The organism is Labrenzia sp. C1B70, assembly GCF_000475395.1.
Lineage (GTDB): Bacteria > Pseudomonadota > Alphaproteobacteria > Rhizobiales > Stappiaceae > Roseibium > Roseibium algicola.
In genome coordinates, this window is record NZ_AXCE01000027.1 from 1 (window position 1) to 21,322 (window position 21,322).

General features: G+C 53.6%; 19 protein-coding genes. 5 read left to right on the forward strand and 14 right to left on the reverse strand.

Annotation, left to right across the window (positions count from 1 at the left end; translation table 11 throughout):
• The 6 genes from iolC to Q666_RS54080 all read right to left on the reverse strand — a co-directional run.
• A partial coding sequence (gene iolC, locus Q666_RS54055) for a 5-dehydro-2-deoxygluconokinase (RefSeq protein WP_023014579.1) occupies window positions 1-1,938 on the reverse strand: 1,938 nt, incomplete at its 3' end.
• Window positions 1,931-2,926: an inositol 2-dehydrogenase gene (gene iolG / locus Q666_RS54060; RefSeq protein WP_023000163.1), complete on the reverse strand. Its 996-nt coding sequence runs from the start codon at window positions 2,924-2,926 to the stop codon at window positions 1,931-1,933. The genes iolC and iolG, both read right to left, overlap by 8 nt.
• Before the next feature lie 24 nt (window positions 2,927-2,950).
• A complete protein-coding gene (locus Q666_RS54065; protein WP_023000164.1) occupies window positions 2,951-3,730 on the reverse strand; it encodes a TIM barrel protein in 780 nt (259 codons plus the stop codon).
• A gap of 17 nt (window positions 3,731-3,747) precedes the next feature.
• The gene (locus Q666_RS54070) at window positions 3,748-4,527 is read right to left on the reverse strand and encodes an ATP-binding cassette domain-containing protein (protein WP_023000165.1); all 780 of its coding nucleotides are present in this window, start codon (window positions 4,525-4,527) and stop codon (window positions 3,748-3,750) included.
• 2 nt (window positions 4,528-4,529) lie between these two features.
• Complete coding sequence (locus Q666_RS54075; RefSeq protein WP_023000166.1) at window positions 4,530-5,636, reverse strand: ABC transporter permease; 1,107 nt, start codon at window positions 5,634-5,636, stop codon at window positions 4,530-4,532.
• Window positions 5,637-5,704: 68 nt separating this feature from the next.
• Complete coding sequence (locus Q666_RS54080; protein ID WP_031269014.1) at window positions 5,705-6,628, reverse strand: sugar ABC transporter substrate-binding protein; 924 nt, start codon at window positions 6,626-6,628, stop codon at window positions 5,705-5,707.
• A 319-nt stretch (window positions 6,629-6,947) separates the two neighbouring features.
• Between Q666_RS54080 and Q666_RS54085 the strand changes: the two genes are divergently transcribed.
• A complete protein-coding gene (locus tag Q666_RS54085; protein ID WP_023000169.1) occupies window positions 6,948-7,976 on the forward strand; it encodes a LacI family DNA-binding transcriptional regulator in 1,029 nt (342 codons plus the stop codon).
• 167 nt (window positions 7,977-8,143) lie between these two features.
• Here Q666_RS54085 and Q666_RS66005 read toward each other — a convergent pair whose 3' ends face one another.
• Entirely contained in the window at window positions 8,144-8,500 is a 357-nt protein-coding gene (locus Q666_RS66005; RefSeq protein ID WP_152533404.1) for a hypothetical protein, read from the reverse strand.
• A 24-nt stretch (window positions 8,501-8,524) separates the two neighbouring features.
• Here Q666_RS66005 and Q666_RS66010 point away from each other — a divergent pair, with 24 nt between their 5' ends.
• A complete protein-coding gene (locus tag Q666_RS66010) occupies window positions 8,525-8,902 on the forward strand; it encodes a hypothetical protein (protein WP_152533405.1) in 378 nt (125 codons plus the stop codon).
• Between the two features lie 321 nt (window positions 8,903-9,223).
• Here the strand turns inward: Q666_RS66010 and Q666_RS54100 are convergent, their stop codons facing one another.
• A complete protein-coding gene (locus Q666_RS54100) occupies window positions 9,224-9,775 on the reverse strand; it encodes a hypothetical protein (protein WP_023000172.1) in 552 nt (183 codons plus the stop codon).
• Between the two features lie 87 nt (window positions 9,776-9,862).
• Window positions 9,863-10,738, reverse strand: coding sequence for a M48 family metalloprotease (locus Q666_RS54105; protein ID WP_081713323.1), 876 nt, complete (start codon window positions 10,736-10,738; stop codon window positions 9,863-9,865).
• Window positions 10,739-11,265: 527 nt separating this feature from the next.
• On the opposite strand from Q666_RS54105, the gene repC reads away from it, so the two are divergent.
• Together repC and Q666_RS54115 are read left to right on the forward strand one after the other, a co-directional pair.
• Window positions 11,266-12,618 carry a replication initiation protein RepC gene (repC, locus tag Q666_RS54110; RefSeq protein ID WP_023000174.1) on the forward strand — a complete coding sequence of 451 codons (1,353 nt, stop codon included), beginning with the start codon at window positions 11,266-11,268 and terminating at the stop codon, window positions 12,616-12,618.
• Window positions 12,619-12,815: 197 nt separating this feature from the next.
• Complete coding sequence (locus Q666_RS54115) at window positions 12,816-13,259, forward strand: hypothetical protein (protein ID WP_023000175.1); 444 nt, start codon at window positions 12,816-12,818, stop codon at window positions 13,257-13,259.
• Between the two features lie 538 nt (window positions 13,260-13,797).
• Here Q666_RS54115 and Q666_RS54120 read toward each other — a convergent pair.
• On the reverse strand, window positions 13,798-14,502 hold the full coding sequence (locus Q666_RS54120; RefSeq protein ID WP_023000176.1) for a hypothetical protein: 705 nt from the start codon (window positions 14,500-14,502) through the stop codon (window positions 13,798-13,800).
• A gap of 178 nt (window positions 14,503-14,680) precedes the next feature.
• On the opposite strand from Q666_RS54120, the gene Q666_RS54125 reads away from it, so the two are divergent.
• Window positions 14,681-14,992: a hypothetical protein gene (locus tag Q666_RS54125; protein ID WP_031269016.1), complete on the forward strand. Its 312-nt coding sequence runs from the start codon at window positions 14,681-14,683 to the stop codon at window positions 14,990-14,992.
• Window positions 14,993-15,159: 167 nt separating this feature from the next.
• On the opposite strand, the gene Q666_RS54130 is transcribed toward Q666_RS54125, so the two are convergent.
• From Q666_RS54130 to Q666_RS54150, 4 genes are all read right to left on the reverse strand, one after another.
• Window positions 15,160-16,101, reverse strand: a complete 942-nt coding sequence (locus Q666_RS54130) for a helix-turn-helix transcriptional regulator (RefSeq protein WP_035909162.1) — start codon at window positions 16,099-16,101, stop codon at window positions 15,160-15,162.
• 905 nt (window positions 16,102-17,006) lie between these two features.
• Window positions 17,007-18,065, reverse strand: a complete 1,059-nt coding sequence (locus Q666_RS54140; RefSeq protein WP_023000180.1) for an IS110 family transposase — start codon at window positions 18,063-18,065, stop codon at window positions 17,007-17,009.
• 481 nt (window positions 18,066-18,546) lie between these two features.
• A complete protein-coding gene (locus tag Q666_RS54145) occupies window positions 18,547-20,013 on the reverse strand; it encodes a DUF4189 domain-containing protein (protein WP_023000182.1) in 1,467 nt (488 codons plus the stop codon).
• Between the two features lie 471 nt (window positions 20,014-20,484).
• Window positions 20,485-21,322, reverse strand: an 838-nt coding sequence (locus Q666_RS54150) for an adenylate/guanylate cyclase domain-containing protein (protein WP_031269018.1), incomplete at its 5' end; no start/stop codon positions are given.

Sequence of the window (21,322 nt, forward strand, 5' to 3'; positions counted from 1 at the left end):
AATTCCCTGGAGTTCGTTGACACGCGCTTCTGCGCGAGCATTGTCCCAAATTTCACTCAACCGCTTGAACCGTGCCGCCATATGTTTGACCGCGACACCATCGCTCATTTCGCCTTTCAACCAAGATCTTGCTGCGTCTCCAAAAATTGTCCGACCGACGGCGAAGCCCTTAACAAGGCTGAATCGAGCCGCAATATCAAAGCTATTTGATAATTCCCATTCAGGAGCGTCTAGACCGAGAACCACAATGCCACGGACAAAAGGATCGTTTTCGTTGATAGCATTGACTGTTGTTGCCCAACTTTCCGCATCTGCCATTGGCTCAAGCTTCCACCAGTCCGGATAGATGCCGATCTCGTAGAAACGGCGGATGATATCTGCCGTGGTGTCGGCATCAACCGGACCAACCTTGGAGGGGATGATCTCCAGCAGCATTTCCAGCCGGTTCCGGCGGCAGGCGGCAAACAGCCGTTTCAGGACGTCCTCCTGCTCGGCCTTCATCGCGTCGGTGTCATTTGGATGGTAGAAGCACAGCACCTTGACCACATGCTCCGTCGGCCATTCGGCCAGGCCGCCGAAATCCGGACCGATTTCCGGTTCCAGTGTCAGTGGCCGGGAGGAAGGCCACTCCACCGGATGACCGATCCAAAGCCCGGTTCCGGCGGCCCGATAAAGCGCCTCGCGACCAATTCGGCTGTCGCACAGGATGCCATAGCCCGGCTGGCCGTCCGCGACCGAAAGGGCCGCGTCGAGGCAAAGCGTTTTAAACTTCTCGGCTTTTTCTTCCGAGAATCCTTCCATCTCCTCCAATTGAATACGGTGATCGAAGGCAAAGACACGCATGGTCGACCAGTCGCCGCCGTGCAGCCGGTGCCGGTTTGTGGACCAGTGGATCTGTTCCAGTTCCGGGTCCTTGCGCAGGGCCCTGTCCTTTACACCCCGTTTCAGGAAGAACTGCAGTTCTTCCCAGCTCGGATACGCCGGCGTGCAGCCGTGCCGGGAGACGGCAAACGCGCCGCATGCGTTGGCATAGGTCAGCGCCGTGACCCAGTCCTCGCCGGTGATCCAGCCTTTCAGCAGCCCGGACATGAAGCCGTCGCCGGCCCCCAGAACGTTGAACACCTCGATCGGAAATCCGGGACCGGAAATGCCCTCGTCGAGGCTGTCGGGGATCGCGCCTTCGAAGGCGGTTGCCCCCATCGGTCCGCGCTTGCAGACCAGCGTCGCCCCCGACACCTTGCGCACGTTGCGCAGTGCCTCGACCGTGTCCGTGGTTCCACCGGCAATGTGGAACTCTTCTTCCGTACCCACGATCAGGTCGAACAGATGCAGGCTCGATTGCAGCTTGGCAGTCACCTTGTCGGAGGCGATGAAGCGGTTCTCGCCGTCGCCGTGCCCTGACAGGCCCCAGAGGTTGGGGCGGTAGTCGATGTCGAGCGCGGTACGGCTGCCGTTTTCGCGGGCAAGCCTCAATGCCTTCAGAACGGCAGCTTCCGTCTGCGGATGGCTGAGGTGCGTGCCGGTCGCGACCACGGCCTTGGCGGAGGCAATGAATGCAGGATCGATGTCACCTTCGCCAAGAGCCATGTCGGCGCAGTTCTCGCGGTAGAAGATCAGCGGGAACTGTTCCTGGTCGCGGATGCCGAGCAGCACAAGCGCGGTGAGCCGCTCCCTGTCGGTGATTACGCCTTGTGTGTCGACACCGTGCCGTTCCAGTTCCTCGCGGATGAAACGGCCCATGTGTTCGTCACCGACGCGGGTGATCAACGCGGATTTCAGGCCGAGCCGAGCCGTGCCGCAGGCCATGTTGGTGGGCGAGCCGCCGATATACTTGTTGAAGGACGCCATGTCCTCCAGACGCCCCCCAACCTGGGCGCCATAAAGGTCGACCGAGGAGCGGCCGATCGTGATCAGGTCCAGAGTGTCAGTGTCAGACATCGTCAACCCTCACCGGCTGACCGCTTTTTGCCGAACGGGTTGCAGCTTCTGCCATGGCGAGCGCGGTTATGCCGTCGTCCAGTGTCACGGGGAGTGCCTTGCCGCTGCTAAGAGCCTCGACAAATGCAGCCCATTCGGCCGCATAGGAAGGCATGTATCTTTCGAGAAAGAAGTAGGTGGGCTTAGCGCCGCTCACTCCGGTGGCAGTCGATTTCACTACTGTGTTTTCAATCATGTTCTGGGCTTGCAAAAGCCCTTCAGATCCCAAAAGTTCAAGCCGTTGGTCGTACCCGTAGACGGCGCGCCTTGAGTTCTTGATGACGGCAATGCGACCATCGGCATAAGTCATGGTGACTACCGCGGTATCTACATCACCGGCGTCGCCGATTTCGCGATCCACGATGGAAGAGCCTGTCGCCATGATCGAAACCGGCGGTTCACCCATCATGAAATTGGCCATATCAAAATCATGAATCATCATGTCCCGGAATAGCCCGCCGGAGACCTTGATATAGGCAACCGGCGGCGGCGCTGGGTCGAAGGACGTGATCGACAGCAGTTCGGCCTTGCCAATCTCGTTCGCGTTCAGAGCGGCTTTGACCGCTCCGAAATTTGGATCGAATCTCCGGTTGAATCCGATCATGACGGGCCGGCCGGTGTTCGAAACGGCCTCGCGGCAAGCGCGAGCACGGTCGAGGCTCAGATCGACCGGTTTCTCGCATAGCACTGCCTTGCCTGATGCCGTGGCGGCCTCGATAAGGTCAGAATGCGTATCCGTTGAAGTTGCGATCAAGACCGCGTCAATGCTCTTGTCGGCGATGATATCTTCCGTCGTACGCGCCTCAACGCCATACTGCGCCGCGAGGTTCCTGGCGTTCTCCGGGATGTAATCCGACACGGCCACCAGAGTGCTTTCGGGATTGGTCGAAATGGCAGTGGCGTGAACGCCTGCGATGCGGCCTGCGCCGAGAAGTCCAACTTTCAACATTGGTCTTTGCTTTCTCAAAGAGAGTTAGAGAGTGAATGCAGTCTTGAATGCGGCCAACGCTGCTTCGGCATCATCGGCTGCGAAGGCCTCCATACCGACAGGGCCGCTGTATCCCATTTCAAACAGCGCTCTTGCGATGCGGGCATAGTTCATCTCGCCGGTGCCGGGTTCACAGCGTCCCGGATTGTCCGCAACCTGCACTTCGCCAATCCAGGGCAAGCACTTTTGGCACCAGCGAATGACGTCACCTTCGCCAATTTGTGTGTGGTAGAGATCGAGATTGATCCGCAGTTGCGGGCGGTCGACTGAAGACACCAGTGCAAGCACATCGGATGTCGATCCGAAGGGACAGCCCGGGTGATCCAGGAGGTTGAGGTTTTCGAGTGTGAAAACCACCCCTTCTTCCTCAGCAAGATCACAAATACGGTGCAGAGTATCCCGCGCTTTGAGCCACATTGGGCCCGACACCACGTCAGTTTGCCAGATCGGGATTCCGCCATCACCAAGCCCAGTGCCATGCAGGTTGAGGCGTTGAACGCCGAGCCGCTTGCCAACCTGGGCAGTTTCCCGTGCGGATCGGATCAGAATTTCGGCGCCTTCTTCATCCGCCAGCCGGCCTTCGAGGTAGCCGTTCATGATGGTGAACGTAGCGCCGGTCTTTTCCAGCGCCGCAAGGTCGTGACTGGGCCAGTTCCAAAGTCCAACCCCAAAACCCAATTCCTTCAGATGACTGGCCCGCCATTCTATCGGCTTGTCGCACCAAAGCATTTCCGCGCAAGCGGCCAGATCGAATTGCTCCGACATGTCGTTTTTTCCTTGAACTAAATCGTTCCACCCAGGGAGCCTTCCAGCTGCGCCAATTCCTGACCGCCAGCCATCAAGTCCTGTAATTCCTCGGGTGTTATTTCACCGCGCTTTGCCGTCCCAAGCGTCTTGCCACGGTTGAGCACAGTGAATCTATCACCAACAGCCATCGCATGGCGGACGTTGTGGCTGATGAAGACAACACCAACCCCGTGTTTGCGAACCTTGTCTATGGTAGCCAGCACGTTGGAGGTCTGACGGACGCCAAGAGCCGAAGTCGGTTCATCCAGGATCAGGACGCGTGCACCGAAATAAACGGCGCGCGCTATAGCAACTGTCTGACGCTCACCGCCGGAAAGAGTACCGACAGCCTGGTCCGGCGCCCGCAGATTGATGCCCATTTTGCGCATCTCTTCCATCGTGACGTCGTTGGCACGCTTGGCATCATATCGCTTGAATAGAAAGCTTCCCTTCGTGGGCTCGCGGCCCATGAAGAAGTTTCTCGTGACCGACATGAGTGGTATCATCGCAAGGTCCTGGAAGACGGTCGCGATACCCGCTTCCATGGCATCCCGCGGGCTGTTGAACGACATCGGCTTGCCGTCCAGCAGGATCGAACCCGAGTTGGGTTTGTGCACACCCGACATCGTCTTGATGAAGGTCGACTTGCCAGCGCCGTTGTCACCGAGCAGGCAATGGCACTCGCCTGGCATGACATCAAAGCTCACTCCGGCAAGAGCGATCACGTTTCCGAAGTGCTTTTCAATATTTTCCATATGGATGATTGGCTCGGACATGATCAGCGCTCCCCTGTCACACGCTTGCGGATGGCGTTGTTGAACAGAACAGCCAGTAGGAGCATGCCGCCCAAAAACACCTGGAACCAATCCTGGTCGAAGCCGGTGTAGGTAAGGCCGATCACAACCATTCCAAAAATGATTGAGCCAAAGAATGCGCCAATCGCGGAACCATATCCCCCCGTCAGGAGGCAGCCTCCGATGACTGCGGCAATAATGGCTTCAAATTCTTTCTGGAAGCCGCGTCGCGCGTCGGTCGACCCTGCATCCATGACAGTAATGATTGCGACGAGTGCCGCGCAGCACGCAGTCACCATGAAAAGTGAAATTTTCACTTTGTTGACAGGTACACCCGAATTCGATGCTGCCATGCGATCTCCACCAGCAGCAAATATCCAATTGCCGACGGGTGTTTTGAGAAGAACGTATGTGGCGAGGATCGCGATCAACACAAACCAGATGATCTCAACTGGGATTCCCGGAACCTTGGGTGTTCCATTTTGAAAAGTGCCAATCCAACCAGCATCAGCAAGGTAGGTGAACAGACCCTGAAACGCGTCGCCGGAGAAGAAGGGCGTTAGCCAGTCGCTTTCAGTGGCATCGCGCACACCCCGAAGCTGCGTGGAACCACCCGTGGCCAGCTTAAGACCAACAAGCGACAGGCCTCGTAGGATGAAAAGAAATGCCAGCGTGACAATGAACGAGGGCAGTCCGGATCTTATGACGATGGCACCGTTGATGGATCCGACGAGCGCAGCGAAGATGAACGTGGCCGGGATTGCGATGATGAGCGGCAAACCCAAAGTGACAGTGCAGGCAGCAAAAAAGAGACCGGCAAAGGCGACCATCGAGCCGATCGACAGATCGAACTCCCCGCCTATCATCAGAAGAGATGCGCCAATCGCAAGAATGCCAAGTTGGGCGGCTGGTGTCATGAAATTCATGAAACCAGCCAGAGTGAACATCGATTTGTCGGCGGTAAGCAGGAAAAATGCTGTGACAAGCACCAAACCGGCAATTGCACCGAGCTCAGGCTGCTTCATTACCTGCGCGGTCAGGGTTTCCCTTTTTATTCTTTCGTCGGGAACTTGTTCAGCTTCGTCGCTCACGACCTTCTCCCATTCTTTACAAAAATGGGGCGCCGAACATTGTTGCAGCGCCCCACGCATGTGGCTGATTAGCGAATGCCCTGAGCGGACAATTCAATGACCTGGCTTGCCTTGTCAGCGGTGATCAGGTTCGGCCCCGACGGAACGTTGCCGCCGGGAATCAGACCAAAATCGGCGTTAAGTGAGAGGAACACGACTGGAAGGTAACCCTGCAGGAATTGCTGTTGGTCGATTGCGAAGGCCGCATCGCCATCAACAATGGACTGCAGGAAGCTCGCGGAAAGATCGAAGGAGGCAACCTGGATCTCTCGGCCAGAACTCTTTGCCGCCGCAACCGCCGGTTCGCCAGCAGTCGAAGCTCCCAGCGCCATGACGGTGTCCACTTCCGTATCCGATGCCAGTGCGGCCGATACTTTCGACTCGATTTCAGCAGGATCGTTGGTTGTCGGCAGCACGGTAACCGAACCGCCAAACCCTTCGGCGAACCCTTCGCAGCGAAGGTCAAGCGACACGTTCCCGACTTCCTGGTTTACGCAGATCGCTTTCTTGCCACCCATTTCCGCCAGCTTGGCGCCGGCGGCCTTGCCGGCGTCGAATTCGTCCTGACCGACATGAAGCAGTGCGCCAAGGTCTTCGGAAACGTCGGAGCCGGAGTTCATCGAGATCACCGGTATGCCGGCGGCAACAGCACGCTGAATGGAGGGGCCGAGCGCATCGGCATCCGGAATCGAAACGACGAGACCATCAGGCTGCTGGTTCACGGCCGCATCGATCAACTGCGACATGGCCACCATGTCAAAAGTTTCAGGTGAGCGAAACTCAACGTTCGCGCCGGAATCTTTGCCACCCTTTTCGACACCGTTCTTGACCACTGACCAAAATGGATCATTTGCCTGGCCGTGGGCAACGACAATGATATCCGCAGCAAGTGCCGTGCCTGCAATGGCAATAGCAGCTGCAGTGACCGCGAGTGTTCCAATTAGTCTTTTCATCAGTTCCTCCCTTTCAGAATCCATATGCGGCGACAACCGCCAAGACGAAGATGACGACACATTTGTCGGCGTCAGTCCCTCTGTCGCGGGCGACAGGGCTCTCCATGACCGTGGGCGTTTCTGCCTTTAGAATTGGTAGATGAAGCAAAGTGACAGACTGCGATTGGAAGCAGTCTTTCACCATGTCCTCCCAGCATGGTCATTGAAAGCTAGCGAGTTTTGCACCCGCGTGCAAGAATTTTTTGCACGCGGGTGCATCTCGAATTGCTCGCGCGAGCAAATTGTTGACATTTCCTCTAATTGAAACTCAAAATGCCGGATGACCAAGATTGAAGAAAATCTCCAGTCAAACCAGCCGACCGTGACCGCAGACGATGTGGCCGAAGCGGCAGGCGTCTCACGCTGGACAGTCAACCGCGCTTTCAAGAAAGACGCATCCATTTCGCGCAAAACGCGCGAAAAGGTCATCGATGCAGCAAATGCGCTGGGTTACGTCCCCGACCTTCTGGCGTCCAGTCTGGCGTCGGACCGGAGCAACCTTGTTGCCTTATTGGTCGACGACTTCGCGAACCCTCACAAACTTGTCATGCTGGAAAGACTCACCAGGGTTCTTCGAAAAAGCGGCTGGGACTCTCTTCTCGTCAACACGCTGGACCCTGATGACGCTTCAGCCGCACTTCTGACCGCCAGCCAGAGGCGCGTTGACGCAGCCGTGCTGATTGGCAGTGGGTTCGACGACAAGGCACTTGAAACCGCGCTTGGCGCACGCCGCGTCAAGAAGCTGGTGGTCTTTGCTCGCATTTCGGAAAATCCGAACACGGTATCGATTTGCTGCGACGATCGTTCGGCAATGTCTGAAATTGCTCACCATGTGATCGGTAAGGGGTATCAGCGTCCGCTATTCGTCGCCGGACCGCAACTGCAATCAGCCCACTTGATGCGCAAGGAAACGTTCCTAAGCGTCTGGGAGACAGTCAAGGGAGTGCGGCCCGGATTTATCTCGCCAAACAGTTATGACCCGGAATTGGCATACAACTGCGTGACGCAACATTTCAAATCATTGAGCGCTTCGGAACGGCCGGACATACTCGTCTGTGAAAACGATGCGATCGCGATCGGAGCTTATGACGCATTGCGACACGAATTCGGCATGCAAATTCCCGAAGAAATCGCGATTACAGGTTTCGATGATGTGCCGCAGGCGGCAAGTCCGCACTACAATATTACGACTTATCGCCAACCAATTACCGCGATGGCCGAAGGTTTGGTTAGCTTTCTCAAAGGAGAGGAAGAGGTCTCAAACCTAAGTAAATTCTTAGGAAAACTAACAATTAGAAGAAGCGCATAGGTATTTTGCGAGATTCGCAACCACTTTAGGGAGGACATATAAGCGCAGCTATCACTTATGCCGCGAGAGAAAAAGTTTTTTGCTTTTATTGCCGTTGTAGTCGCACTCTTTTCGCGCCGTGTCGTCGGTTGGTCTATGCGGAGTGCACCAATCACGCTTGTTTATTGCTAGACGCCGTTCTGATCGCCGAATAGCGGTGGAAACCGAACCGCGAGGTACTCATCTGTTCGGACCAGAGATTGCAGTTCATAAGCATTGACTGTGGCTCGTTCCGCAAGGCTCAGAACCTTGAACATTCCATGAGGCGGCGCGGGAACTGTCACGCCAAAATGGTTGGCGAAAGCTTTTTCAATCTGCACAATCGGGATAGAATACGGTGGTGAATTTACAAAACATGCGAGGACGCCAGGTGAGGTGGGATCGGCTATTTCGGGATGTTTGGAAGTCCGAAACGCAAAGACGTTAGTAACGAGAATTGCTTCCAGCAGTTTTCGAACGGAAGCAAAAATGATTGCCTCAGGCATGTGCAATGACTTGGAAGATGCAAATTGGTTGATCGTATAAAAACACCCCTGACAGATCTGGAGGCTAGACTAGCTTCACTTGAACAACATGTTCACCAACAAGAGAACCGAATTGGTGAACCCAACTTGGCGTCAGCCTACCTCCAGGAAACACCCTTACGTTTATTGAGATTGCTTCTCCTAACTCTTTATGCCCATGATCCTATGCTTCCAATTAGGCAGTTCATGGAGATTGCGCGAAAACAAGAACTTGGAGTTTTGACGCAATCAGATCTACCTACTGAGGTACTTGAATTGATGCAAGAAAAGTTGGAAGATTTCCTGATGACGGCCCTGCCAACTGAGGAAGAGCTTGATGGTTTTGATAAAATTAGCAGAGAAGGAAATCAATGCCAGCCATAGAGTAGTTGATATGTAAATTATTATTATAAATATATCCTAACATCACTTGAACCTTCGGCAGTATAACTATCGAGATATAATCGTTCAGAGAGAAGTTGTGCTTCGGACCGTATCTTGAGATATGAAATTGTCCCAAGGCGGTGGTCGAAAGAGCTACACAGCAGGCTGTAAGCGCCATTATGCGGCCCTGTTCCTTTCCCAGGATGGACCACACATCGAGCCAATCGGCCATATTCTATTCTCTGTCGTTGGGGGACTGACGAGACAATGCGGCAGCGAACGCGTCTGCCGGTTCGTCGTGATGGTGTGACGTCGGGCGGCTCAGTCGGAAAAGCCTGGAATGATCCACTGTGGCACCCGAAACAGGAGCACGCTGTTTGTCCGGAAGTAATACGGCTGCAAGCTGGAATCCGTGACCCTCAAGAACGGCTGGCCTAGGCTGTCTGCGTCGTCCAGATCGATCATAGCGGTTCGAACCGGCTCCGGTTCGTCGCCTTCCTTTTCCTCTACACACCAGAGTTGGATTGGTCCGGCCAGGTTGGCGCAGTGAACCGAAACCGGCTCCGGTTCGTCCTCATCTTCTTCTTGTCGTTCCGCGTACTCAACGATGCTGAGTTCTTCCATATCGGGCGTCCAATGCGTCAAGCGCCGGGCATTGAGCGCAACAACCTCTTCGACAGTCTGGAAGATGACGAAGTGCCTCTCATTGTCTTCGGACCAAAGGCGGTTTTCCAAATACTGGACCGACTTTTCAGCCAGGCGAAGGGAAAGTGCGGTGCCGTCATCGAAGACGAAGTTTACCGGCACACACCAAGTTTTCGGCTCAAGGGGCTTGGGGCGTTTCGGAGGGCGCGGAAAGGCAGTGATATTCATGGTTTTCGCTTTGAGTCAGTAATGGGGAAGGGGCACGGCGAGAGAAGGTCAACGTGCTGTGAAAGATCCAGAATGTGCGGGTAGGTGTTACCGGGCTTCGCGCGTCAGTTCGTCGTGTCGGAGCTCGGTCGGCGGATGGGTGCGCATGATCCAGTCGGAGAACTTGTCGCCCGGCAGTTCGCTCATGTGCGAAATGTCCTCCAGAAACTCCGATATTCCGACGCCGTTCATCAGCTTTCCCGCGAACCTGTCGGCCTGGTACTCCTGAAACTGTGACGTGGACCCGTTCAGGAAATGCGCGATGTCGCACGGAAGCCTGAAGACGACCGTCGCCAATGTGAAGATCAGGCCAATGATCGGAATACGGTTGATGGTGGCGTTGGCGAGGCCAATGCCGAAATTCACCGGCAAGGTCAGGTAATGCAGGAGCATGTTGATCCTGGTATCCCAATTTCGCAGGTGCCCGATCTCATGGGCCGCAACGCCGGCCAGGCGCTCGATGCCGGCCTGGGTGTCGCCGTACTTGTGCAGGATGCCCTTGGTGAAGCACACCCGGTTATGGGCATAGGCCATGGCATTGATTTCCCCAATGTCCTGAACCCGCCAAACGATCTTGGGCAATTTGATCCCGCTCCTTTTTGCACAGTCTTCAAGAACGGCTTCGACCTTGGCGACGAGTTCTTTTTCGCGCTGAGACAGTCTGCGTGTCGAAAAACGAATGTCGAAGGCGCTGGCGGCGAAAGACGGAACGTAGGCAACGAAAACGGCCGGCGCCACAGCGATAGCCGCGGCAATAGCTGTTAATAGCCACTCCTCAATCGGCAAAGGGCCGTAAAAGAGAGAGTAAGGAACATTGAGCAGTGAAATTGAAAACGCGGTGAGTAGAAAGGCTGATGTCGCCCCTGCTGCAAGGGCGATTAGACGCGTTCCCTCAATAACTGCAACCCTGAATACGGGGCTCATCGATAAGGTCTCCTTTTGACTAGGGAGATTCTATCAATGATTGCAACGGCTAACAAGTAATTACAGCGATGTTTTCTGAGAAATAATGAAAAACGATAGAAATATATTGCAGAAGGTAAATAATTATAATTTGACCGTTTGTGTACGTTCTTATTTGTTTTAGTACAATTTAATATTCCTTCACAGAAAAGTTGCGAAAAAAGCTCCGCCGTTCTCAAACTAAATTGAAAGTTGCTCTCACTATTGCCAGTCCTATGGACGCAAGGTTGCTGAACTGATTCGCTGCAATGCAGAGCTTCAATTCGGTGATTTTGAATGGAGATAGAACACTAAAGGCCCTGTTCAGGGGCTAAAAATGGAAACCCCCAGACCCGACAAGTCGGATCCAGGGGGGAGCCTTACCTAAGTAAGTCTAGAACGCTGGTTTTGTAGCTCCCCCAAGACAATTTGACAAGCCTGGCCGCAATTTTTGCGGGCGGATTTCTATTGTCTATCCACAACCATAGGGTAGGGGGACGGAGCTGGACTTGAGCAAGTTGGAATACCCGTCGCATCCGGATTGGATTGACGCTGCAGAAGCCGCAAAACACCGCCGCGCATTTTCATCGGGGATCCTCGTCCCCTCGATCGGTCTGCCGAAAGGCAAGACCAAAATCGACGTGATCAAGGCCCTCAAACGGGCGCGTCGCGCTCTCGACCTCAAGCCGGCTGTGCTCGCTTACCTTGAGCATCAGATTTGCATGACCCAGGCCGAGGACTGGGAGCAGGGTAGGACACCGGTTGCCTACTCCCAGGTCAAGACCCTTGCGGCGCACTTCGATGTTGAGGAACGCACGATCCGAAATTACGAGGCCAGTCTTGCCCGGAAAGGTCTGATCCTCTGGAATGATTCCGGAAACCACCGGCGATATGCCAAGCGCGACGAGACCGGGAAACTCGTCGATGCTTACGGCATCGTGCTTACGCCGCTCATCGAACGGTTTGCGGACATCGAAAAGATGGGAGAGGCAGATGCGTTCGAACTTCAGTTGCGGAGTTCTGAAACCGGCCGCATCAGATGCTTGCGCCGTGTGCTGTGCTATCTGGCGCAACAGGCTCATGCTCATGACTGCAGCGCCGATCTCATCAGATCGGCCGAAAACCTCCTTGGCAGGATCCCCGGGCGGAGCTTCAGCAAGACGGCTTGGCCGACGATTGCCGTGTGTTCACTCCGGTTGGAACTGGAGGCCGAGATTGCACGCCTGAAACAAGCTTTGACCTCGGTTCTCGATCAAGAAATTTCCGCCCAGGCGGAACAAGATTTCCGGCACCTATATACGGAAGATACAAGGCAAAATCCCGTAGGGACTTGTAATGGCGAACGGACATCGCCGGACGGCGATGAAGTTATCCTGCAAACGGAGCCCGCTAACGCGGGCGGCATGGAAGAAGGGAGGAGGGGGCAGGCGCACCGCGAAAATATGCCCCCTGGTGCGAAGGTGAGGCCGAAAGTCGGAATTACCAGCACCGGGATCGAACACATCCGGCTCGATCAGGTGATGAATGTTGCCAGCCCGCTCATGCAGGACATGATCCAACTGGAGGCCGGAGAGAGGGAGGCAAACTGGACCGCTCTCGACAGGGCCGCCGCGAAAGCGGCCGGGTATCTTGGTCTTAGTCCGGCGCTCTGGACCAGCTTGCGCAGCGAAACAGGCCCGGCCGCCGCGTCCGTTTGCATCATCGTCACCGAACGCCGCCTCTCCGACCCGAACAACCCCGTTGCCAATCCGGGTGGGTTCGTGTCCGGAATGCTGACACGTGCCCGCCAAGGCAAGCTTCACCTTCACAAATCCGTCTTCGGGCTCTTGAAACAGCCCCAGCCGGAAAGCGGACTGACCTGATGGTCAGGCTGATTTCTGGTGCGCGGCGGACTGGCGTTCCGCCAGACAAATTCCAAGGGCAGGGGGCTCGCCCCCACGCTCTGTCAAGGTTGCCCGATGCCGGCGACCGGGAACCCGGGCGACCTTGACAGACCGTTCCCCCGTTCCGGCGACGGAACAAATGAGATCCAGCTCCCCAACACGAGGACCGTAAACTTATGAGAAAATTCCTGATCGCATCCTGTGCGGCTGCCTTCCTGGCGGCATGTCAAACCACTGATGGCGGAACCACTGCATTCTCCCAGGCAAACAAGCCCACCGTCGTAACATCCAAGAACATGGCGGCCGCCAAAGCCGCCTCAAAGGCCATTTTCATGCGGCCAACGCTTGGCTTCAAGGTTGCTCGTGAAACGGACAGCAAGGTGCTGTTCAACAAGACGCTCCCGGCCAACGTCAACGACAATAACCCGCTGAAAGACCGGACCAAGGGGGCACCGGTTTCATTCGTTGAACTCACGTTCCAGGCCGAGGGCGGCAAAACCCGAGTGACCGGCGACAACTGGCTTGTACTGAACCCGAAAGAGGCAAACAAGGACGTGTTCAATTTGCTCGCGACGCCGGATGGTGCCCGCCTGCAGAACAAGCTCAACGAGTTGCGGTGACCGGCCACGCGCTGAAACGCCATAGCCCGGTGGGCTGTCTCTGACCGACAACCCAGCCAGCGCCTGCGGACGCTGGCAGGGAATCGTTTTTCTTAAGAGACCAATGCGAAACTGTGTTATTCGCTAGGTTTCTAACCTTAACAAAAGCCCGCTTTTCTTGCGCAGGCATCGCATGCGCAAACGTATTGACGTTTTTCGTTAAAACATCCTTCTCTTACCGCGCATGTAGCGGCAAAAGCAACGGTCCCACCCAAGAACGCGACTAATGCCAACGAAAAAGTAATTGTCTTACGCATTTCGATTACTCCGTTTCAATTACTGGCACATATAAAGTTACGCAAAGGAATGCGCGTTGAGATATATATCGCGAATTTTTAAACGTTCAAAGGGTTTTTACCGATATTTGAAGGTTGAAACTAGCATCCTCTAAATCGTGACAATCATGGATTGGGCGACGCTCAAGATGCTGAGAAGTTGTGTCAAACACGTATTTGTTGTTTTGGCCGTTGCGGCGACGGGGGTCCACATTGCCTAAATGCTACCGAGCAGGCGGACTACGATCGGAACCCTTTTGTTCTGCAAACTCGCCAGCCTGCGGGGCGATGGTCTCGTCTATTTGTTCGAACAATTTGCGTTGCGAGTCCGCTTTTTCCTGCCAAAATTTACTAATCTTCTTGAGCTGACGTTCGAATCCTTCTCGCGGGTCATAATAACCCGGCCGTGCAGGTGTCTTGAATTGGTACCTCTTGCAGATCTTCGCAATTAGATCGAGTGTTTTTATTCCAAGCATGGAGTAGTCCTCAGCTCGATGCTCGAAGAGATCATCGTAATCCGGTGGGAATGCGTTTAGCGACGCATGCGCTTCCTTGATATTTCTGAGGTTGCTTTCGAGCCACAAAATCTGCTCAGTGAGCTTTGGATCGAATAACTCCCAGGCCGCTTTCTCAGGAAGAAATAGGTCAGGTTCCTTTGTCTGAAACTGAAATCGCGACGGGTTAGAAGCGTCAAATTCTGGAACGTTATTCATTGCAGCTCCATAGCAGTCACCGCAAAAATCCTCTAATAAAATTATGAGCTTAAGCCCCAAGAAACGCGCTTCACGTTCGCGTTTCCTTTTGTCTGAACGATGATCGCGGTAGATCCCCAGAGCTTGACTTATAAAAATACCAACGATGGGAACAGATGCCCCAATGAGGATCTTGAAGACGTCTGGTGAGAACAGCGTTTCGAGGAACGTATCCATGTCTTGAGTTGTGCTCAACTTCTGCCAATCAGGCTTATTTTAAAGCAGTATCGTATTCTTGCATCATTATATTAGGCTAGGTTTTTACATGTCAGCCCAATGCCAGAGAACAGAGTCTGACGGTCAACTTAGTTGAACACTACGCATGGACCAAATTAATCGGGGGGGATCAGTCCGAATGAGCAAAGACAACAATGTTGCCCGTTTCCCTGTTTCGACCTGGAAGAGAATCTGGAACAGGAGAGGTAAGCGTACGATCAACTGCATCGTTTCTGATCGGTATCTGAGGTATGGTGACCTCGCACCGTCTTCTGCGGGGTATTTCCCAGATCAGCTCAAAATCGGCACACCAGTGACGATTGATGTCATGTCAGACAACGCGCCCGACGAGAGGGAGCCCCGGAAGCTTTGCCAGTTGATCGTCACCGTCGAGGAGCTACGGGAAATGGTCGCTCAACTCGACAAAGACCTAGCCGAAACTGACGAGTGAACCTAGAGCTACGTGCCGGATCTGGTTGCTTTCGGAAGCACACGACGCCCCTTCGAACGGCGATTTCCCCGGCCACGCGGTGAAACGCCATAGCCCGTGGGCTGTCTCTGACCGACAACCCCGCCAGTGCCTGCGGACGCTGGCGGGGTTTCATTTTGTGCAAGCAACTAGCGATTTTGCTGTTGTAGCGCTTCGTTTTCGTACTCTTCCAACATGCTCTTGTGCACATCGATGATGTCGAGCAATGGCATGTCAATCAGTGCGATATTCGCGGCCGGGAAGAACGATTCAAACTCGCCGAATTGATGGGATAATTCAAATGCGGCCGGGGGCTCTCCCTCGCCCGCGTCAATTGCGTTTATCGCATCGTAGGCATTTTGCTCGTCCACCCAATAGGAGGTTTCGTTGCCGTCGATGTCGAAGATGTGGGCGCTATGGACAAGGTCTAGCGCACTCTCTTGGTCAAGATTTTTTTCAGAGACAAAGGCAGCAATGGCAGAGCGGTACTTCTTGGAGGTGCCTTTCTGCCAGGCTTTTTCATCGTCGCATGAAGCCCAATCACTAAGGCCGCGGTACAGTTCGAGAGGCCATCCCGTGATCGCGTCGCCGATGTCGACAAAATCTCCGTTCTCTGGTTCGTCGTGTTCTTCCGCAAGCAGCCAGATCCGGCGCATAGCTTTAGGGTTCACGATCAGTGCGCGATTGTTGAGCGTTGTGACAGTGAACCACTTCACTTGCGTTTGAAGGATTTCGCCGTTCAGAGCGTCTCTGATCTCATCGCGCTGCGAGGCAGAAATCGGATACCATTTGATATGTTCCCGGTCCTTCATTTTAAGTCCCAGGTTTCCCCAACAGCCGTCGAATTCTTCGGCCAGCGCGTCTGCATGTGGAATTGAAACGGTGAGCTTGTTGCTCGGGCTTATCCCTTCAAGCCCGAGAATGTCGTCAACGCTGCAACCGAAAATCATTGCCATGTCTCGCAGCGCGTCGATGCCCGGTTCTGTGGCTCCGCTCTCCCACCTGGATACGGTCTGTTGTGTCCTGCTGAGCAGTTTCGCCAAGTCGCCTTGGCTCCAGTTCATCTTCTCACGCAGCTCTTTGATCTTCATGTCCGTCTCACGCAAAATTTGTGTGTAGCGACACGGTTAGCGAGTTTTTGGCGGACACGCAAGTTTTGTGTGATCTACACAAAAAGGTTGTTGCCGGGTCGCTGTTGGCGACCCGACAGGCAGCAAAGCTTACGTCCTGCTATCGCTTCTGAGGACAGAAAGCGACGGATCTCCGATCTACGATAAGAACCGATTTTCAAGCCAAGTCAGGAAGTCTTTCCCGAGGAAGTAAACACCACCGCAGAGAAACAGCGTATGTATCGGATTATGCCAAGCGTGGTACACGACCGCATAAGGGCCTGCGAGATATTCGATAGCTGTGGACATTAGGTCTCCTTTGAGTTTTTGAATGTGACTGTCTCGACTCTTCGAGACCTCTAGGGTGACCCGAGCCATTGCAAGCGACAAATCTTGCCCCTTTCGCCGACGGCAGGTTCCATAATAAACATTACGCGTTTTTTGGTAAGATATTGAAAATAAACAATTTTTAACTTTTTTAGCCAGGTGAATAGCTTTTCTGTTCAAGGTTGCTGCCGCCAGTTCCACCTGACTGCGCACCGCCCTGTCATGAAACGGCTCTTATGGGCTGTGACCGGACTGGCGCCTAGTGTGCTCCGTTTGACGTTAGCTGACATTCGTCAGCCCTGAATGCGTCGACGCTTCCGGCCCTGATGTATGTACCGGCTGCTGTTCGCAAATGATTTTTAGCATGTTCTCGGAAGTCGCTCATATGTATCCGGCCTATTGATCGACACGCGGGTCGTGGCCTTGTTGGGGTTACGCACGCGCCTTGATCTAATTAGCGGCAAGGTCCAAGTTGACCGAAAGGGCCGTCAGACTCTGGGGGCGTAATTATTCCGTTCCATGCTTTCTATCTATCGCGAACTCCTTTGGGCCGATCCGGCCTAAACACCGATGGCTACCTCGTCTCTTGGCGCATCAAACGCCGTTTTGTGTCGCAGGATGCTCCAAGCCATTCTGGCCAGCTTATTCGCCAGAGCGACCGCGAGCTTGTTTCGGTTCATCCTCTCCGCCGCTTTGGTCAACCACCCGCCGAAACTGAAGTCCAGCCACCTGTTTGTTCTCATCAGAATGACCTTGGCAGCTTGGACGAAGAGCATTCGAAGGTATCGGCTGCCTCGTTTGGTGATACGTCCGAGGACCGTTCGCCCACCGGTACTGTATTGACGAGGCACTAGCCCAACCCAGGCCGCAAAGTCGCGACCTCGCTCAAACGCTTCACCTGTGCCGACAGCTGCAACCATAGCCGTCGAGATCATTGGGCCAATGCCGGGGATGGTCATGACGTTGACGCAGTTCTCTTCGGTTCGGCTAATTTGTTCGATCTCCTTCGAAACCGTGTCGATCCGCTCGTCCAGCCATAGCCAATCACCATAGAGCCCGATTAAAATCGTGCGCATGCGCGGTGAAATCTCGTCCTTGCGTTCCTTCAGGATCGTTTCGAAGGAGTTTTTTAGGGCGCGTAAACCCTTGCGCACCGTGATGCCCTGCTCGATCAAAAAGGCGCGGATCTGGTTGATCGTTGCCGTCCGGCGCGACACCAGACGCGAACGAACGCGATGGAGCGCCTGCAGGTCGAGCTGCTCCTGACTCTTCTCAGGAACGACGGTCAAGTTGGGACGCAATGCTGCTTCGGCAATCGCTTCCGCATCGTTGTAATCGTTCTTCTGCCCTTTGATGAAAGGCTTCACGTAGATCGCAGGAATGATCCGAGGTTCGAAACCCATCTTACGCAGAGACCGGCTCACGAAATGGGCGCTCAGGCACGCCTCCATCCCGACGATACATCGCGGCAGCTTCTCGAATACCGCAATCAACGCCAGGCGTTTGATCTGCCTTCGCAAAACAAGCTGCCCGTCCGTATCGAAACCAACGACGTGAAACGTGTCTTTGCCAATATCGATGCCAATCGACATCAGCTCATCAAAGTCTGTCTTCGCCATGCTACTTCTCCATCATGCAGAAATAGGCCAAGCCTAACCTGCGGGGTGAAGCAGCCGGTACATCCCATTAGCGGTCATTCACCTTCCGAAAAGATGCTGCGTTGCACTCCGGCGAAACAGTCATTGGTTGCATCCGCAAATACGGGAGGCCACCAAATACCGGCTATACGGACTTTCGTTGCAGCAATGTGTTTTCAATGCATAACATTGACGCGGTTTTCTTCTGTCTGGTTGATGTCTTCTATCTCATATCTTGCGCTGATCTCGATTGGTTTTGAGAGTTTTTGTCAAAGCCCGCAGTCCCTCGCGAAGCGGAATGCCCCGTTCAAACAGAAATGCACAGATCTGATTGACCGGGGCCATGCGTGACTGTGCCGGAAACCGCGAGCCCAGATCGGATACACAGACAGTAGGATACTCTCATTGAAAAGGCTCAATTCAATTGCTTGCCTTACCCATGTCAGAAGGCGGTTTTCTTCAGTCAGTCGGCTAACACAGTCGTGTGTGGGTCTTGCTGCGCCCGTTGGATTGTATCGGCCAGTCCGCCATTCGTACGAGAGACGAAATAAGCTGCGGTATTGGCTCTGCAAGCAGGGAATTCGCGTGCTATTTTTGAACGAAAATCCTTGAGTTGCTTTTCGGCTGCTGCCAAGCGTGCCGAACCGTACCATTCCGTCTCACTGAATTTGAACCATGCATTCTTCTTAAAATTGTAGTCTACCCGAATAACACTATTGGTGTCGATTTCGCTTTTGCAGTCGGAAACATCAAACGTGTTTCTAGGCGCTGCAAAAAAGTTCTTTCTGCTATCGCCAGACCTTTCACAATAGGCATACATGTATTGAAAACACTGGCCCGGCGTTGCCGCTACGGGCATCGGCTTTTCCAAAATCACATTGAAGGCTTGTTCCGTGCGGTCGTTACATACCCAGGCATAACCTGTGCAGGCCTGATTGTTGTTGCGTTTCCTGCATTCGTTTGAGGCTCGCTCCTGTACCGCATCCCGCGTCGGGCCCATGGACCAACCATGTGCCGTGGCCATTCCGCCAGCGTAATAATAAGCCATGCAGCCTTTGCCTTCACCTAGCAAAACTACATCACATTGTTGCCCACCTCGAGTGCGGCATTCGTCGATTGCCCGGTTTTTTGCAGCATGTTCTGTTGAATAGTCGTTAGAGAAACCAAAGCCCCCATCACCTTGAGATACAACTAGGGCAGCAAACCGTCTTACGTCTAGATCGTTGTTTTGGGAGGCGATTGTGTTGTCCTTGTTTTGCTTTCCATAACGTTGCTCTATCCGTGTGGCTTCTTCCTTGAGATTGCTTGAAAAATGCCTTTTTACCACTTCTAAATTACGACTACTTACTCCCATTTCAATGGCTTGTTCATAGTATTTCAGAGCAAGCTCAGGGTTCTTTGGCGCGCCGCGCCCGCGCCCATAAATATAAGCGAGTTCACCAGCCGACATTTCATGACCTAGGCTTAAAGATTTTTTTAGCAGATCGAGGCCCTTTTGCGTGTCCACTTGTACTCCATAGCCAAACATATAGTCTTTGCCGATAAAGCGTAGTCCTATAGGATAACCAGAGGCTAAAGTTTGGAGGCGGTATTTGTGTGTTTCCTTCGGACTCAATGATCGATTTTTGCATTTGTTTGTGCGCATTGTGTAATAGACCCAATAGGCCGCCATTTCATCTCCCTGGTCGGCCTGCTTCTTGAGTTTTTTAAACACGGAAAGGCCGTCACAGGCTTGCTTCCCGACTTCCTTATACTGCGCGCGTTTAGCTTCCCAATCAGCGGACATTTTGGCGTCGCTAATGCTAACCCCATAGAGTATTGTTCCGATGCATACCAATAGATTGGCAATAATTACCTGGGAAAGGCGAATGGTCTGAGTCACGTATTTTCTTAATTCTTCGATGAGTTTTTTAGTATAAATAAAAGACATTACAAATCCTGTATTCATAACCCAGTCAGTATTACTGAATATTATTAGCTTTAGCACTTACTTATTTGGGAAGTCCGTCTATTGATGCAGCAAGCCCCTTATTGCACCGCTGAGAGATAGATGTTGCAGCACGCTAACATAAAAGGCCGCCGCTTGAAAATTACTCAAGCAACAGCCTCGACACAAGCTCCGATCCATTGGGAATGACCGAGAAAGTCTCGTAGCAAACTTGCAGCGGCGCAGCATCCCGACCCAAAACTTTGGTTGGTGCCTGATCGGTGCACGCGATCCTTAGCGGTCATTTGAGTGTGCGTGGATTCAAGACCGTATGGACGATCGTCCTCTCTCGACCTAGTCCTGAGAGCTGCCGTTCGTTGCGCCGCGAACGAAGGCCCACAAGGTCGGATAAGAGTTGATCGATGCGTGTTTCTAATTGTGCGCTTGTGCGGACAAAAGCGTCATTCCTGAACCTTAGCTCGCGATAACCTCAAACAAGTTCCATTTTTTTTCGAACCCTTTTAGCGCGAACGCACCAACGTCACGGAACTGGAAGGCGGAGTTTCCAATTGTAAGGTCGGTAACGGTCTGCGACACCAGAATCTGGTTCGGTGCCGCGCGCCCTTCAATTCTTGAAGCTACATGAACCGCCAATCCACTGATGTCTCCGCCGCGCATTTCAACTTCACCGCTGTGCAACCCGGCTCGAGAAACCAATCTTTGGTCGAGTAGTTTCTTGCGAAGAGTGAGCGCACATTCAATTGCACGCCCTGGGGCATCGAATGTCGCCAACAGCCCGTCACCTGTTAATTTGATCAAGCGGCCCCGGAACAACTCAATAAGGTCTCCTGCAAGTTCATCGTGCCGGTCCAAGACCGCGCGCCACTGACGGTCACCATGAGAATGTGCTTCTTTCGTCGATCCTACAAGATCGAAAAACAAACATGTAGCAAGGACTCTTTCCGAGCTCACAGTAACTTGCTTGTCTTCTAGTAGAAACGATCTAATCTTGTTTATCACTAGTCCGTTGTCTTCGCCCCAGAAATAGTGTCCGCCGGGACCACAGTCTTCGAAACGCGCGTTGGGCACTCGATCGGCAATGAACTCACCATTTGCCACCGGAACCTGTCGGTCGTCTGAATGGTGTAAAACCAGTGTGGGCTGCTGGACCAATGGGAGGATTTCGCGTACATCTATTTGTAAGTTCAGGTTAAAGTACTTCCGCATGGCCGTTGGCGAACAGGATGATTTCTGGATTTTCCCGAAGATCTTCCTTGCAGCATCCGAGGCACCTAGAGCCCATCCGTTATTC

Excerpts from the sequence above, each read along its gene's own strand:
- Q666_RS54080 (WP_031269014.1), bottom strand. The coding sequence starts at position 6,628 with ATGAAAAGACTAATTGGAACACTCGCGGTCACTGCAGCTGCTATTGCC.
- Q666_RS54125 (WP_031269016.1), top strand. The coding sequence starts at position 14,681 with ATGAGCAAAGACAACAATGTTGCCCGTTTCCCTGTTTCGACCTGGAAG.
- Q666_RS54130 (WP_035909162.1), bottom strand. The coding sequence starts at position 16,101 with ATGAAGATCAAAGAGCTGCGTGAGAAGATGAACTGGAGCCAAGGCGAC.
- Q666_RS54100 (WP_023000172.1), bottom strand. The coding sequence starts at position 9,775 with ATGAATATCACTGCCTTTCCGCGCCCTCCGAAACGCCCCAAGCCCCTT.
- Q666_RS54105 (WP_081713323.1), bottom strand. The coding sequence starts at position 10,738 with ATGAGCCCCGTATTCAGGGTTGCAGTTATTGAGGGAACGCGTCTAATC.
- Q666_RS54115 (WP_023000175.1), top strand. The coding sequence starts at position 12,816 with ATGAGAAAATTCCTGATCGCATCCTGTGCGGCTGCCTTCCTGGCGGCA.
- Q666_RS66005 (WP_152533404.1), bottom strand. The coding sequence starts at position 8,500 with ATGCCTGAGGCAATCATTTTTGCTTCCGTTCGAAAACTGCTGGAAGCA.
- Q666_RS54085 (WP_023000169.1), top strand. The coding sequence starts at position 6,948 with ATGACCAAGATTGAAGAAAATCTCCAGTCAAACCAGCCGACCGTGACC.
- Q666_RS54145 (WP_023000182.1), bottom strand. The coding sequence starts at position 20,013 with ATGTCTTTTATTTATACTAAAAAACTCATCGAAGAATTAAGAAAATAC.
- iolG (WP_023000163.1), bottom strand. The coding sequence starts at position 2,926 with ATGTTGAAAGTTGGACTTCTCGGCGCAGGCCGCATCGCAGGCGTTCAC.
- Q666_RS54070 (WP_023000165.1), bottom strand. The coding sequence starts at position 4,527 with ATGTCCGAGCCAATCATCCATATGGAAAATATTGAAAAGCACTTCGGA.
- Q666_RS54120 (WP_023000176.1), bottom strand. The coding sequence starts at position 14,502 with ATGGATACGTTCCTCGAAACGCTGTTCTCACCAGACGTCTTCAAGATC.
- Q666_RS54140 (WP_023000180.1), bottom strand. The coding sequence starts at position 18,065 with ATGGCGAAGACAGACTTTGATGAGCTGATGTCGATTGGCATCGATATT.
- Q666_RS54065 (WP_023000164.1), bottom strand. The coding sequence starts at position 3,730 with ATGTCGGAGCAATTCGATCTGGCCGCTTGCGCGGAAATGCTTTGGTGC.